Origin of the sequence: Dyella sp. BiH032 (genome assembly GCF_031954525.1) — a bacterium.
Lineage (GTDB): Bacteria > Pseudomonadota > Gammaproteobacteria > Xanthomonadales > Rhodanobacteraceae > Dyella_D.
Map to the genome: position 1 here is coordinate 3,997,541 of NZ_CP134867.1, position 13,858 is coordinate 4,011,398.

General features: G+C 67.1%; 11 protein-coding genes and 1 tRNA gene. 4 read left to right on the forward strand and 8 right to left on the reverse strand.

The window, feature by feature from the left end; genetic code table 11:
• Window positions 1-94 precede the first annotated feature (94 nt).
• Entirely contained in the window at window positions 95-1,159 is a 1,065-nt protein-coding gene (locus RKE25_RS17645; RefSeq protein WP_311839232.1) for an IS30 family transposase, read from the reverse strand.
• Window positions 1,160-1,535: 376 nt separating this feature from the next.
• On the opposite strand from RKE25_RS17645, the gene RKE25_RS17650 reads away from it, so the two are divergent.
• Window positions 1,536-4,334: a lamin tail domain-containing protein gene (locus RKE25_RS17650; protein ID WP_311839405.1), complete on the forward strand. Its 2,799-nt coding sequence runs from the start codon at window positions 1,536-1,538 to the stop codon at window positions 4,332-4,334.
• 113 nt (window positions 4,335-4,447) lie between these two features.
• Here RKE25_RS17650 and pip read toward each other — a convergent pair whose 3' ends face one another.
• Window positions 4,448-5,404 (reverse strand): prolyl aminopeptidase, encoded by a 957-nt coding sequence (pip, locus tag RKE25_RS17655; RefSeq protein ID WP_311839406.1) that lies wholly within the window; start codon window positions 5,402-5,404, stop codon window positions 4,448-4,450.
• A gap of 68 nt (window positions 5,405-5,472) precedes the next feature.
• Window positions 5,473-6,876, reverse strand: a complete 1,404-nt coding sequence (locus tag RKE25_RS17660) for an FAD-binding oxidoreductase (RefSeq protein ID WP_311839407.1) — start codon at window positions 6,874-6,876, stop codon at window positions 5,473-5,475.
• A gap of 102 nt (window positions 6,877-6,978) precedes the next feature.
• Here RKE25_RS17660 and serA point away from each other — a divergent pair, with 102 nt between their 5' ends.
• Window positions 6,979-8,211, forward strand: coding sequence for a phosphoglycerate dehydrogenase (gene serA, locus RKE25_RS17665; protein WP_311839408.1), 1,233 nt, complete (start codon window positions 6,979-6,981; stop codon window positions 8,209-8,211).
• A gap of 125 nt (window positions 8,212-8,336) precedes the next feature.
• Window positions 8,337-9,344 carry an NAD(P)H-quinone oxidoreductase gene (locus RKE25_RS17670; RefSeq protein WP_311839409.1) on the forward strand — a complete coding sequence of 336 codons (1,008 nt, stop codon included), beginning with the start codon at window positions 8,337-8,339 and terminating at the stop codon, window positions 9,342-9,344.
• Here RKE25_RS17670 and RKE25_RS17675 read toward each other — a convergent pair.
• Window positions 9,341-10,090, reverse strand: coding sequence for a hypothetical protein (locus tag RKE25_RS17675; protein ID WP_311839410.1), 750 nt, complete (start codon window positions 10,088-10,090; stop codon window positions 9,341-9,343). The genes RKE25_RS17670 and RKE25_RS17675 overlap by 4 nt on opposite strands.
• A 132-nt stretch (window positions 10,091-10,222) precedes the next feature.
• Here RKE25_RS17675 and RKE25_RS17680 point away from each other — a divergent pair, with 132 nt between their 5' ends.
• Window positions 10,223-10,531 (forward strand): UBP-type zinc finger domain-containing protein, encoded by a 309-nt coding sequence (locus RKE25_RS17680; RefSeq protein WP_311839411.1) that lies wholly within the window; start codon window positions 10,223-10,225, stop codon window positions 10,529-10,531.
• 54 nt (window positions 10,532-10,585) lie between these two features.
• Here the strand turns inward: RKE25_RS17680 and RKE25_RS17685 are convergent.
• The 4 genes from RKE25_RS17685 to pheT form a co-directional block, all read right to left on the reverse strand.
• Window positions 10,586-10,662, reverse strand: a tRNA-Pro gene (locus RKE25_RS17685).
• A gap of 80 nt (window positions 10,663-10,742) precedes the next feature.
• Window positions 10,743-11,099: a MerR family transcriptional regulator gene (locus RKE25_RS17690; RefSeq protein WP_026635112.1), complete on the reverse strand. Its 357-nt coding sequence runs from the start codon at window positions 11,097-11,099 to the stop codon at window positions 10,743-10,745.
• Window positions 11,080-11,379, reverse strand: a complete 300-nt coding sequence (gene ihfA, locus RKE25_RS17695) for an integration host factor subunit alpha (protein ID WP_026635111.1) — start codon at window positions 11,377-11,379, stop codon at window positions 11,080-11,082. The genes RKE25_RS17690 and ihfA overlap by 20 nt, the downstream gene beginning before the upstream one ends.
• 1 nt (window position 11,380) lies before the next feature.
• Window positions 11,381-13,759 carry a phenylalanine--tRNA ligase subunit beta gene (gene pheT, locus RKE25_RS17700; RefSeq protein ID WP_311839412.1) on the reverse strand — a complete coding sequence of 793 codons (2,379 nt, stop codon included), beginning with the start codon at window positions 13,757-13,759 and terminating at the stop codon, window positions 11,381-11,383.
• Window positions 13,760-13,858: the final 99 nt, after the last annotated feature.

Genomic DNA, 13,858 nt, shown 5'->3' on the forward strand with positions numbered 1-13,858 from the left:
CTGTCGAAAAGCCCGGCCAGCCCTCAACGCACCCGCAGCAGCGTAGGCTGCGGAGGGCGCCGCGCAGGGGGCCCTTCTTCTTGGTTAGGCGGTGTCAATCTAGAAGTGCATCATCGATGGCCTGAGCGAGGTCATCGTGCCCCATGGCACGCATGAACATCTCCGCCGGACAGTGGTAGCCCAAGGTGGCTCGGGGCCGAAGGTTCATCTCCTGAGCGATGGCATCCAGCGCTCGCTGGCTATGCACGGACAGATCGGTGCCTTTAGGGAGGTACTGCCGCAGCAGGCCGTTGGTGTTTTCGCAGATGCCCCGCTGCCAGGGGCTGCGCGGATCGGCGAAATAAATGCTCAAGCCGGTACGTTCGGACAAGGTCTTGTACAGCGCCATTTCCTTGCCCTGGTCATAGGTCAGTGTCTGGCGAAGCTCCGGCGGCACGCCCTGGAAGGCGCGACTGAAGCCCTCCAGCGCCTCCTGGGCCGAACACCCCTTCATCTTGACCAGCTTCAGGAACAAAGTGCGTCGATCCACCAGCACCCCCACCGACGATCGGTTACGCGCCCCCTTGAGGAAGTCGCCTTCCCAATGGTCTGGTAACAGGCGCTCGTTGGCCTCCGGCGGGCGGTCATGAATACTCGGCAGATCCTGCATGCGGCCGCGCCGGTTCGCCCCTTGGCCACGCGGACGGCGTGCGCACTTGTGTTGGCGCAGCAAGGCCACCAGCTCACGCCGCAGTTCGCCACGCGGCATGGCATAAATCGCGGTGTAGATCGTCTCATGGGACACGTGTTTGGCCGGCTCGTCAGGATGCTGCCGGCGCAGTGTGCGGCTCACTTCTTGCGGTGACCAGCGGCGCGCTAACAGCTGGCGCACCAGGGGCCACAAGGCCCCATCACGATGTAGCTTGCGCCGTCGGCGTGCCTTGCGCGCGAGCCGTCGAGCCCGCGCACCGGCACGGCGGGCGTCATAGCCAAGTGTCGGACGACCCATGCGCGGACGCTCCGCCGGTTCGCGGTGCCCATTACGCGCCAATTCCCGGGAAATCGTGCTAGCCGAACGGCCTAGCAGCCGTGCCAGCTGCCGAGCGCTCTCGCCGCGTGCCTTGCCCACCATGATCGCGCCCCGTTCTTCGGCGCTCAGATGGCTGTAATGCTGTCCCATGCATCACCGTGTCGTGGGGGTGGTGCACTTGATGTTAGAGACCGCCTTACTTCTTCTTGGGCAAGCAAGAAGAAGTAACTCGCTCTCCGGCAGGAGAGCGAAACCCTCGCCCCGGAGGGGCGAGACACGACTGGCGACCACCTCGCGACAGGTGGCGGCGAGGCGGCCATCAGCGCCCGTCGCGCACCGCGGGCAACCCCGCCCCACAACCACCCGCGAACGCGCCAACCTCCCCCAAACCCCAACAAACGGCCGCCCCTGCGCCCCCCCATTCCCCCTCCTCCAAGTGAGACCCCGCTTAGCAAATCTGTCGCAATAAATTGCTAGCCTCCGCCCCCGAAGGATCCGTTCGGGTCCCAGAAGAGGGAGTGGGTTAATGGAAGCAAAGCATGCCCGGCGCGCCCTATGGGCCGCGCTGCTAGGAATCGTGTCGGTCACCTCCGTGCAGGCGGCCGATCTGAGCATCAGCCAGTTCCGCGTGCGCGGCCCGTCCGGCGGCAACGACGAATTCGTGGAACTGTTCAACGGCGGCGCTACGGCGCTCGACCTCTCCGGCTACAAATTCAACGCATCGAACAGCAGCGGTACCACCGGTACGCGCCTGACCTTCCCAAGCGGTACCGCGATCGCGCCGGGCTGCCACTTGCTGCTGACCAACAGCGCGAGCAGCGGCTATTCCGGCAGCGTGGCCGGCGACCTCAAGTACAGCACCGGCGTCACCGACGATGGCGGCCTGGCCATTCTCGACGCCAGCGGCCAGATCGTGGATCAGGTGGGCCTCTCCTCCGGCTCCGCGTACAAGGCGGGCACGCCGCTCGCATCGCTGGGCAGCACCAATGCCGACAAGGGCTACGGCCGCAAGGCCAACGGCGCCGGCGTGCCGCAGAACACCGGCGACAATCAGGCCGATTTCGTGGTGGTTTCGCCCACCGCGCCGCATAACGCGGCCAGCGGCTGTGCGGTGATGAATTTGGCGCTGTCGATCGCCGACGCAACGGTGACCGTGCGCGGCGCCGCCGACGTCGCGATGCCCTTCGCCATCACGCTCAACCAGCCGGCCCCGGCCGGTGGCGTAAGCGTGCACGTCGCCACTCAGGACGACACCGCCACCGTCGCCGCGGGCGACTACGATGCGGTAGACACCACGCTGACCATCGCCGCAGGACAGACCCAGGCGAGCTTCAACGTCAACGTCCACGGCCGCACCACGGGCGCGCCGGACAAGGCGTTCCTGGTCAAACTGGACCAGCCGACCGGCGGCGCCACGCTCGCGCGCGGCAGCGCCATCGGCGCGATCCTCTACGACATCCCGGTCGCCGCGGAAATCTGGCAGATCCAGGGCCGCGAACAGACCTCGCCGCTGTTGGGCAAGTCGGTGAAGACCAGCGGCAACGTCGTCACCGCGGTGGGCCCGGCCGGCTTCACCATGCAGACGCCGGACAGCCGTGCCGATGCCGACCCGCTCACTTCCAATGGCGTCTATGTCTTCACCGCGTCCAAGCCCGCGGTGGTCATCGGCGACGTGGTGGACGTGGATGCGACCGTCGACAACTACTACCACCTGACGGAGTTGAAGAACGCCAAGGTCACGGTGACGGCCCACGGCGCGACGCTGCCGAAGGCGGTGGTGTTCGGCGCGAACACGCCCTCGTCCGATCCGAACCATTTGTCCTGCGGCGCGACCAACTTCCAGTGCTTCGTGGGCATGCGTGTGGTGATCGAGAACGGCATGATCAACACGGGCAACAAGCGCTTCAGCACCGAGCCGTTCGCCGAGGTGAGCATCACCGCCAACGGCAAGCGCTCGCTGCGCCAGCCGGGCGTGCGTTTCGGCGTGCCGGTGCCGGATGGTGTCGATCTGCCCAACTGGAGCGGCAACCCGGAAGTGTTCAAGATGAACACGGACGACTTCGGTGCCGTGCCGATCAATACGCCATTCGTCGCGGGCACCACGTTCCGCGCCGAGGGCGTCATCTCGTACGACTTCGGCGCGTATACCTTCATCCCGACCACGTTCCAGGTGAAGTACGCCGCACCGATGCCCCGCGCGGTCTCGCCGACGCCGCCGCTGGCGGTGCGCATCGGCGCGTTCAACACCGAGCGCTTCTGCGACAGCGAATTCAACACCACCTATACCTGCAGCGGCGACAGCAAGGAGCCGACGCCGGAACAGGTGGCGCTGAAGACGCGGCGGCTGTCGGCTTATATCGGCAGCGTGCTGAAGCTGCCGGACGTGCTCTCGGTAGAGGAGGTGAAGTCGCTGGCCGTGCTGCAGGGCCTGGCCAAGCAGTTGGGCGACGACTATCCAGTGAAGTACGAAGCGTTCCTGCTGCCGGGTCATGATCCGAGCGGCATCAACGTGGGCTTCCTGGTGCGCACCGACCGCGTGCGCGTGCAGTCGGTGCGGCAGCTGGCCGCGGACGAAACCTGGGACGACAACGGCAGCACCGCGTTCGTCCACGATCATCCGCCGCTGCTGCTGACGGCCGAAGTGCGCGGCATGCGCTTCCACGTGATCTCGGTGCACCCGAAGGCGCGCACCAATGTCGATAAGGACACTGCCACGGCCGTGCGCGACCGCCAGAAGCGCTTCACCCAGGCCGTCTCGCTGGCCCGCCAGGTGCAGGACCTGCAGCTGCGCTACCCCTCGCGGCCGCTGCTGGTAGTGGGCGACTTCAACGCCTACCAGTTCAGTGATGGCTGGGTGGACGTGGTGGGCCTCGTCTCGGGTCGGTACAAGGACAGCGAGAACCTCCTGAAGCTCGGCCAGAACATCGTGCGCCCGGCGCTGTGGAACGCGGTGGAATCGGTGCCGGAGAACGATCGCTATTCGTTCCTGTTCACCGAAAACTTCGGCGAGATCCAGGGCTACACCAACGCCGGCAGCGGCAATTCAGGCCGCCAGGTGCCGACGGTGCAGGTGCTCGATCATGCCCTGCTGAACCGCGCCGCCGCCTTCCGTTTTCTGCGCATGCAATACGGCCGCGCCGACCTGGACGCGCCGGCGCAGACCGAGGCCGACGCCGCCAATGCGGCAGATTGGACCAAGGCGATCGGCGCGTCGGATCACGACGGTTTCGTGGTCGATCTGTTCGCCCCGGCCTTCTTCGATCCGCATGGTGAGCATGATCGCGGGCACGACGACGAGCATGGCCATCACGGCAAAGACCACTGATCGAAGCCGGTCATGACGAAAAGACCGCACCCGGCGACGGGTGCGGCTTTTTTTTGCCCTTCGGCGCATGCCGCAAGGCCATGACGACGAGCCGTCTGCGCCGGCCTGGTGGACTAGCCGCGGAAGCGGTCGGTCGCTTCCAGCAGCTCGTGCGCGATGCCGGGTTCCAGCGCGGAATGCCCGGCATCCGCCACCACTCGCAACTCCGCTTCCGGCCACGCGCGATGCAGGTCCCACGCGCTGCGCATCGGGCACACGACGTCGTAACGTCCTTGCACGATCACGGCGGGAATCTTGCGGATGCGCTCCACGTTGCGCAGCAACTGGTCGTCGTGCTCGAAGAAACCGCCGTGCACGAAGTAGTGGCATTCGATGCGGGCGAAGGCGAGCGCGAACTCGTCCTCGCCGCTGGAGGCGATGTGGCCGGGATCCTGGTACAGGTGGCTGGTGGCGGCCTCCCACACCGACCAGGCGCGCGCAGCTTCCACGCGCACCTTCGAGTCGCTGCTGGTAAGGCGGCGGTAATAGGCGCTCATCATGTCGCCACGCTCGGCTTCCGGGATCGCGGCCAAGTAGCTCTCCCACGCGTCGGGGAACAGCGCGTCACAACCCTTCTGGTAGAACCACTCCAGTTCCCAGCGACGCAGCATGAAGATGCCGCGCAGCACGAGTTCCGTGACCTTGTCCGGATGGGTCTGCGCGTAGGCCAGCGCCAGCGTCGAGCCCCAGGAACCGCCGAATACCTGCCAGCGCGCGATGCCCAGGTGCTCGCGGATGCGCTCGATGTCGGCCACCAGGTGCCAGGTGGTGTTGTCGGTCAGCTCCGCATGAGGCGTCGACTTGCCGCAGCCGCGCTGGTCGAACAGCACGATGCGATAGGCCTTGGGGTCGAAGAAGCGGCGGTAGCTCGGATTGATGCCGCCGCCGGGGCCGCCGTGCAGGAACACGACCGGCTTGCCGTCCGGGTTGCCGCACTGCTCGTAATGGAGCGTGTGCAGGTCGGACACCTTGAGCATGCCGGTGTCGTACGGCTCGATCTCGGGATACAGCGTGCGGCGTTCCTGGGCCATGCGTGGCTCCTCCGGCGATTCAAAGCGCGAAGGCTAGCATGCGGCCGGAACCGGAGCGTTCGGCCGCCTTAGAAGAGCTTGCCCGGATTGAGGACGCCGCGGGGATCGAAGACTTGCTTCAGTCCACGCATCAGCGCGATTTCCGCCGCGCTGCGCGTACCTTCCAGGTACGGCTTCTTCACCAGCCCGATGCCGTGCTCGGCCGAGATGCTGCCGCCGTGCCGCTGCAACACGCCAGCCAGCAGCCTGGTCACGTGCTCGCATTGGGCGATGAAATCCGCGTCGGCCAGCTCGGCCGGCTTGAGCACGTTGATGTGCAGGTTGCCGTCACCGATGTGACCGAACCACACCACTTCGAAGTGCGGGTATTCGCGACCCAGCAGCGCCTGGATCTCTTCGAGAAACGCCGGCAGCGCGCCAATGCGCAGGGAGATGTCGTTCTTGTAGGGCTTGTGCGGCGCCAGGCTTTCGGTGATGCCTTCGCGCAGCCGCCACAGCGCGGCGGCCTGGGCCTCGCTCTGGGCGATGGCGCCATCGGCGATCCAGCCTTCGTTGACACCCTGCTCGAACGCCGCCAGCGCGGCATCCTGTGCCGATTCGTCGGCCGCGTCGAACTCCGTCACCACGTAGAACGAATGGTCGCCGTCGATCGCGCGCTGCGCACCGTGCGCCAGCACGTGGCGCAAAGCCACGTCGGTGAAGAACTCGAATGCCTGCAGTTTCAGCCGCGCGCGGAACAGTGCGAACACCTGCATCAGCGCCGCCATGTCCGGCAACGCCAGCAACATCACCTGCGACGGCGGCGGCGGATCGGTGAGGCGCAGCGTCGCCTCCACCACCACGCCGAGCGTGCCTTCGGAGCCGATCGTCAGGTGGCGCAGGTCGTAGCCGCTGGAGTTCTTGATCAGCCCGCGGTTGAGCTCGAGCAACTCGCCGTTGCCGGCCACCACCTTGACCCCGGCGATCCATTCGCGGGTATTGCCATAGCGGATCACCCGGATGCCGCCGGCGTTGGTGGCAATGTTGCCGCCGATCGAGCACGAGCCGCGCGCTGCGAAATCCACGGGATAGATCAGCCCATGGTTGCGCGCCGCTTCCTGCGCCGCCTGCAGGGTGATGCCCGCCTGCACGGTGAGGCTGCGATCGATGGCATCGAAGCCGAGCACCCGGTTCATCCGCTCCAGGCTGAGCACCAGTTCGCCATGCGCCGCCACGGCTCCGCCCGACAGGCCGGTGCGCCCGCCGGAAGGCACCAGCGCGATGCCGTGCTCGTTCGCCCAGCGAATGATGGCCTGCACCTCTTCCACCGCCGCGGGAAACGCGATGGCGAGCGGCGCCGGGGTCCAGCGACGGGTCCAGTCGCGGCCGTAGTGCTCCAGGTCCGATGGCTCGGTCAAGAGGCGCAGAGACGGCAGACGGGCGGCCAGTTCGGCCAGGGCGGCGGCATTCGGGGCCGGGTCGGGCGAGGTCATGGCAACTCCGGTGGCGGGTCGCCCAGCCTGCCAGCCCCAGCCGTTGCGGTCCAGTGCTGCGCTGCCGCATAGTGCGGGTTTGCGAAACCCGTCCGGCGGCCCATGAAAACCTCGTTTCCGAAAGAAGACATCAAGGTCCTCCTCCTGGAGGGCGTCAGCCCGAGCGCCGTGGAAACCTTCCGCCGCGCCGGCTACAGCCAGATCGAGTACCACGAGAAATCGCTGCCGGAAACCGAGCTGAAAGCGCGCATCGCCGAAGCGCACATCGTGGGCATCCGCTCGCGCAGCCACCTCACCGCCGAAGTGCTGGAACAGGCGCGCCGGCTGATCGCCGTCGGATGCTTCTGCATCGGCACGAACCAGGTGGACCTGGAGGCGGCGAAGATTCACGGCGTGCCGGTGTTCAATGCCCCCTACTCCAACACCCGCAGCGTGGCCGAGCTGGTGATCGCCGAGGCGATCATGCTGTTGCGCGGCATCCCGCAGAAGAACGCGCTGTGCCACCGCGGCGGCTGGACCAAGTCCGCGGCCGGCAGCTACGAAGTGCGCGACAAGGTGCTGGGCATCGTCGGCTACGGCCACATCGGCACCCAGGTGGGCGTGCTGGCCGAAGCCCTGGGCATGCGGGTGATCTTCCACGACATCGAGACCAAGCTCTCGCTGGGCAACGCCCGCGCCGCCGGCAGCCTGGACGACCTGCTGGAACGCGCCGACGTGGTGACCTTGCATGTGCCGGAGACGCCCGCCACCAAGCTGATGATCGGCGCCACCGAGCTGGCGAAGATGCGCAAAGGCTCGCTACTGATCAATGCCTCGCGCGGCACCGTGGTGGACATCGACGCGCTGGCCGCCGCGCTGCATGCCGGCCATCTGGCCGGCGCGGCGGTGGACGTCTTCCCGATGGAACCCAAGGGCAACGACGATCCGTTCGTCTCGCCGCTGGTCGGCATGGACAACGTGATCCTCACCCCGCACATCGGCGGCAGCACGCTGGAAGCGCAGGACAACATCGGCATCGAAGTGGCGAGCAAGCTGGTGCGGTACAGCGACAACGGTTCGACGCTGTCGGCGGTGAACTTCCCCGAAGTGACCCTGCCCGAGCATCCGAACAGCCGGCGCCTGCTGCACATCCATCGCAACGTTCCGGGTGTGCTGTCGCGCATCAACGAGCTGTTCTCGGCGGGCAACATCAACATCGACGCGCAGTTCCTGCAGACCGATCCGCAAGTGGGCTACGTGGTGATCGACGTCTCGGCCGACAAACAGCAGGCTGGCGTATTGAAGGACAAGCTCGCCGCCATCCCCGGCACGCTGCGCAGCCGCGTACTTTATTGAGCGATCGCCACTGAGCGATCGCCGAGGCGGGGAGATGCGGTCCCCGCCGATACATGCCCTTCACCGGACCACGCGTAAAGGTGGCGGGGACGCGATCCACCGATCAGACGCCCACCGTGCGCGCCATGAGCAAAATCGTCCTGCCGGACCGCATGATCGAGATCGGGATCACCACGCCCGGTCCGCCCGAGGTATTGCAGCCGCGCACGGTGCCGTTGCCCGTGCCGGCGCGGGACGAACTGCTGGTGAAGGTGGAAGCCGCCGGCGTTAACCGACCCGACGTCATCCAGCGGATGGGGCACTACCCGATGCCGCCTGGCGCGCATCCCACGCCGGGCCTGGAAATCGCGGGCGAGGTAGTGGCGCTGGGAAGCGACGCGCAGGGGTTCGCGCTCGGTGACCGCGTCTGCGGGCTGACCAACGGCGGCGGCTATGCGGAGTACTGCGCCCTGCCAGCGGGGCAGGCCCTGCCCATTCCCGATGGCGTCGATGCCATCCGTGCCGCGGCCATTCCCGAAACCTTCTTCACCGTGTGGGCCAATCTGTTCCGGATCGGCCGCGCGACGCCGGGGGAGCGGGTGCTCATCCATGGTGGCACGAGCGGTATCGGTACCACGGCGCTCATGCTGTGCCGCGAGTTCGGCATCACCGCTTTCGCCACCGCCGGCAGCGAACACAAGTGCGCGGTGGTGCGCCACCTGGGCGCCGAGGCGATCAACTACCACAAGGAGAACTTCGCGCTCGCCATTCTCGGCAAGACCGAGGGGCACGGCGTCGACGTGATCCTGGACATCATGGGCGGCTCATACTTCGAACGGAACCTGGCCTCCCTGGCGCGCGATGGCCGGCTGGTCGTCATCGGCTTTCTGGGGGGCACGCGTGCGGAGGTGGTCGACCTGCAGACCCTGGCGCTCAAGCGCGCCACGGTCACCGGCTCCACCATGCGGGCCCGCAGCCCGGCGGAGAAGGCCGAGATCGCCAACGACCTGCGCGCGCACGTGTGGCCCGTGCTGACCGCCGGCCGCTGCCTGCCGATCGTCCACGAGGTGTTTCCGCTCACCCGCGCGGTCGAGGCGCATCGCCTGATGGAAAGCGGGGAGCACGTCGGGAAGATCGTGCTGAAGGTCGCCTAGCCCAGCGCGGCATGCAGCAGCGCCAGCCAGCCCGCGGGCGCCGCGAACGCCAGGTAGAGCGCGAGCGCCTGCCCGGCCATCACGCATGGCAGGCCGATCCGATAGACCTGATGCACGCGGCCTTCCACCACCAGGTCGCGCAACAAGCCCAGGCCGATCAGCCCGTCGACGTACAGGTACCAGGTATTGACCGGCACCAAGGCCCGCGGGAAACGGGCGAACGCGGCAACGGTCAATGCGCAGGTGGCGATCAACATAAGCCGCCGGTGGAACGCCGGCTGCCTGCGCCAGTGCAGCGCGAAGCCGAAGCTCACGGCGAAGGTCAGCATGTCGTTGAAGGAGATGGCCAGGAAGGCGTCATGCACTGGTCCCTGCCGCACATGCCATTGCCGCATCATCAGCGCGGTGGCCACGCCCAGCACAGGCAAGGCAATGCCCAGGCCCGCGCCGAACCGGCCGAGCCACCGATGCAGACGCACACCATGCAGCCGCACCAGCCCCGATTGCATGAGGAACAGGACGACCCAGCCGGTACATACCAGGGCGTGGGCATGCAGGACCCACGGCAATGGCTGCGCCTCCGGCCGATGCAGCAGCCGTTCGTCCAAGCCCCGACCGAAGCCGTAGACAACCACCACCAGTACGAGCCAGGCCATGCCGAAGTAGAACCAGCGTTCGAGCGCATTGCGGCAGCGGTCGACGAAACCCGCGGACGCGGCCACGGCGATCGGGGGGAAGGTCTTCATGTAGCCTCTCGGCGAACAGGGGGCCCTACCCTCGCCAGGCCGGATGTTCGAGTCCTGAAATGGGTCTGAAATGCCGTTGAAGAACTCTGAAGGCGCACGATACGGCCGACGCGCTCGACCAAGGAGAACGCAATGAAAGCCAGCTGCAGCCATCTCGATGGCATCCGCGACGTCACCCCCAGCGCCGCCGGGTGCGAGGAATGCCTGAAGATCGGCAGCCCATGGGTCCACTTGCGTATCTGCCGGACCTGCGGCCATGTCGGCTGCTGCGACGATTCACCCAACCGGCACGCCACCAAGCATTACCGCCACACCGGCCACCCCATCATCGAGGGCTACGACCCGCCGGAAGGCTGGGGCTGGTGCTATGTGGATGAGGTTTCATTCGACCTTTCGGACCGCAAGACGCCCCACCCTGGTCCGATCCCGCGCTACGTCTAGGGCCGCCTAAAAGAAAGGCGCCACGAGGGCGCCTTTCGAAAACATCACCGTAATTGGTCGGGGCGGCCGGATTCGAACCGACGACCCTTTGCCCCCCAGGCAAATGCGCTACCAGGCTGCGCTACGCCCCGACGCTACGGCAAGTGGGAAAGTCTAGCAGCTAGGCCATGCTTTTCAAAAGAGCACGGCCCGCGAAAGCGGCGAACCGCGCTCAGCGGCGCAGCAGGCTCAGGACTTCTTCCAGCTCCATGCGCACCTGGCGCACGATCTGGTGGGAAATGCTCGATTCCATGCGCGCCTGCGGGCCTTCCAGCCGGGCGCGCGCGCCGGTGATGGTGAAGCCTTCGTCGTACAGCAGGGCGCGGATCTGCCGGATCATCAGCACGTCGTGGCGCTGGTAGTAACGGCGGTTGCCGCGACGCTTGACCGGATTGAGCGCGGGAAACTCCTGCTCCCAGTAGCGCAGCACGTGCGGCTTCACGCCACACAGCTCGCTGACCTCACCGATGGTGAAGTAGCGCTTGGCCGGAATGGCCGGGAGTTCGGTGTTATTCCCTTGGTCCAGCATAGCTCTCCACTCTCACCTTGAGTTTCTGCCCCGGACGGAACGTCACCACGCGGCGGGCGGAGATCGGAATCTCCTCGCCGGTCTTCGGGTTGCGTCCCGGACGCTGGTTCTTCTGACGCAGGTCGAAATTGCCGAAGCCGGACAGCTTCACCTGCTCGCCTTTTTCCAACGCTTCGCGGACGACCTCGAAATAGGCGTCCACGAATTCCTTTGCCTCGCGCTTGTTGAGGCCCACCTCGAGAAAGAGGCGCTCGGCCATCTCCGCCTTGGTCAGCGCCATGTCATCCTCGCAATCTTGCCTTGCATGAAGTCTCCAACGCAGTGACTGCCAGTCGCACGCAGCGATCTGCGTCGTCGTCGGTAAGCGTGCGTGAAGCGTCCTGCAAAATCAAGCCCATAGCGAGACTCTTTCGGCCTGTCTCGACGCCTTTTCCGCTGTATCGGTCGAACAGCCGGAGCTCCGTCAGCAGGCCTCCGAGGGCCTCCCGGACACAGTGTTCGACCTGTGCCCAGGCGACCTCCTCCGGAAGGTCCACGGCGATGTCGCGGCGCACCGACGGGAAACGCGGCACCGGCGCGGCTTTGGGCAGGCGGCGTGCCAGGAGCGGCTCCAGGGCCAGCTCGAGGACGTGCACGTCGGGCCCCAGGTCCAGTTCCTTGGCCAGCTGGGGATGCAGCGCGCCGAGATAGCCGGCGGTCTTGCCGTCCTTCGCAATACGAGCGCCCCGCCCCGGATGCAGCCAGGCCGGCAGGCCATCGGCATGCACCGACCAGCGGTGGGGCTCGCCGCCCCAGGCGACGATCGCGTCCAGGTCGCCCTTCAGGTCGTAGAAGTCCAGCGGGCGCGCGGCCTCGCCCCATTGCTCGCCACGGGCTGCGCCGCAGGCGGCGATGGCGAGGCTCGGGGTTTCCACAGGAGGATCACCGGCAGCGAACACGCGGGCCACCTCGAACAGGCGGACGCGCTCCTGCTGACGCGCGCGGTTGTGGCGCAACGCCTCGACCAGGCCGGGCAGCAGCGACGGCCGCATGACGGCCAGATCGGCCGACAGCGGGTTCGCCAGCGGCACGAGATGTTCGGTGAAACCCCAGCGGGCGAGCAGATCTTCCGCCAGGAAGGAGAGGTTCACCGCCTCGTAGTAACCGCGCGCGGCGAGCTGCTCGCGCAATGCGAGCTCGGGGATGCGTGCCTCGGGCTCGGTCGCCAGGCGCAACGCACCGGCCGGGCTATGCGTCGGCACGCGGTCGTAGCCGTAGATGCGGGCGACTTCCTCGACGAGGTCCTCCTCGCGCTCGATGTCGAAGCGGCTGGTTGGCGCGGTGATGCGCCAGCCATCGGCGATCGATTCGACCTGCATGCCGAGCGCGCTGAAGATGCGCGCGACTTCCGCATCGGCCACTTCGAGGCCGAGCACGCGCTTCAGGCGCGTGCGGCGCAGCACCACCGGCGTGGGACGAGGCAGATCGGCCAGGTTCTCGGCCACGAGCACCGGGCCCGCCTTCCCGCCGGCGATCGCGAGCAGCAGCTCGGTGGCGCGCTCCAGCGCGCGGCGCGGCAGTGCCGGGTCGACGCCGCGCTCGAAACGGTGCGACGCATCGGTATGCATGCCCAGCTTGCGCGCGCGCCCCATGATGGCGGCCGGCGCGAAATGCGCCGATTCGAGGAAGATGTCGCGGGTATCGTCGGTGACGCGCGAATCGAAGCCGCCCATGACGCCCGCGACGGCCAGGGCCTTGTGTTCGTCGGCGATCAGCAGGAAGCCCGGATCGAGCTTGGCTTCAGAGCCGTCCAGCAGCTTCAGCGCCTCGCCTTTGCGCGCATGGCGCACGACGATGTCGCCTTCCAGCTTGCCGTTGTCGAACGCGTGCAGCGGCTGGCCCAGCTCGAGCATCACGTAGTTGGTGACGTCGACGATCGCACTGATCGGGCGCAACCCGGAACGGCGCAGGCGCTCGGCCATCCACAGCGGCGTGCGGGCCCGTGCGTCGATGCCTTCGACGATGCGGCCGAGATAGCGCGGCGCGTCGGCGCCGGCTTCCAGCCGGATACCGCGGCGGAAATCGCCGGTGACCGGCGCATCGACCTGCGCCGGCACGCGCACGTGGCTACCGAACAGCGCGGCGACGTCATGGGCGAGACCGACCAGGCCGAGGCAATCCGGGCGGTTCGGCGTGAGCTTCAGTTCGATGCTGGCGTCGGGCAAGCCGAGGTAATCGGCGAGCGGGCGACCGACCGGCGCGTCCGCCGGCAGTTCGAGCAGGCCGGAAGCATCCGCATCGATCCCCAGCTCCTTGGCGGAGCACAACATGCCGAAGGATTCGACGCCACGCAGCTTGGCGGCCTTAATCTTGATGCCGCCCGGCAATTCGGCGCCCACCGTGGCCAGCGGCACCTTGATGCCCGCCCGCGCGTTCGGCGCGCCGCAGACGATCTGCAGCGGTTCGCCCTGCCCCGCGTTCACGCGGCAGACCTGGAGGCGGTCGGCTTCCGGATGCTTTTCGGCACCGACGATTTCGGCCACTACGACGCCGGCGAGCTGCTCGCCCAGCGGGGTCAGCTCTTCCACTTCCAGGCCCGCCATGGTCAGCGCATGGGCCAGTGCGGCGCGGTCAGCGTGGATGTCGACCAGTTCGCGCAGCCAGTTCTCGGAGAATTTCATGGTTGGATCCGGGAATGAGATATCGAGAGTCGTCGTGCGACGAGGGATACGGTGGCGATGGCCGGGCAGGAACGACGTATCGACGCCCTCCTGCCCTGG

What these genes read in the sequence shown, in the direction of transcription:
- RKE25_RS17645 (WP_311839232.1), bottom strand. Translation starts at nt 1,159, where the DNA reads ATGGGACAGCATTACAGCCATCTGAGCGCCGAAGAACGGGGCGCGATC.
- RKE25_RS17650 (WP_311839405.1), top strand. Translation starts at nt 1,536, where the DNA reads ATGGAAGCAAAGCATGCCCGGCGCGCCCTATGGGCCGCGCTGCTAGGA.
- pip (WP_311839406.1), bottom strand. Translation starts at nt 5,404, where the DNA reads ATGGCCCAGGAACGCCGCACGCTGTATCCCGAGATCGAGCCGTACGAC.
- RKE25_RS17660 (WP_311839407.1), bottom strand. Translation starts at nt 6,876, where the DNA reads ATGACCTCGCCCGACCCGGCCCCGAATGCCGCCGCCCTGGCCGAACTG.
- serA (WP_311839408.1), top strand. Translation starts at nt 6,979, where the DNA reads ATGAAAACCTCGTTTCCGAAAGAAGACATCAAGGTCCTCCTCCTGGAG.
- RKE25_RS17670 (WP_311839409.1), top strand. Translation starts at nt 8,337, where the DNA reads ATGAGCAAAATCGTCCTGCCGGACCGCATGATCGAGATCGGGATCACC.
- RKE25_RS17675 (WP_311839410.1), bottom strand. Translation starts at nt 10,090, where the DNA reads ATGAAGACCTTCCCCCCGATCGCCGTGGCCGCGTCCGCGGGTTTCGTC.
- RKE25_RS17680 (WP_311839411.1), top strand. Translation starts at nt 10,223, where the DNA reads ATGAAAGCCAGCTGCAGCCATCTCGATGGCATCCGCGACGTCACCCCC.
- RKE25_RS17690 (WP_026635112.1), bottom strand. Translation starts at nt 11,099, where the DNA reads ATGCTGGACCAAGGGAATAACACCGAACTCCCGGCCATTCCGGCCAAG.
- ihfA (WP_026635111.1), bottom strand. Translation starts at nt 11,379, where the DNA reads ATGGCGCTGACCAAGGCGGAGATGGCCGAGCGCCTCTTTCTCGAGGTG.
- pheT (WP_311839412.1), bottom strand. Translation starts at nt 13,759, where the DNA reads ATGAAATTCTCCGAGAACTGGCTGCGCGAACTGGTCGACATCCACGCT.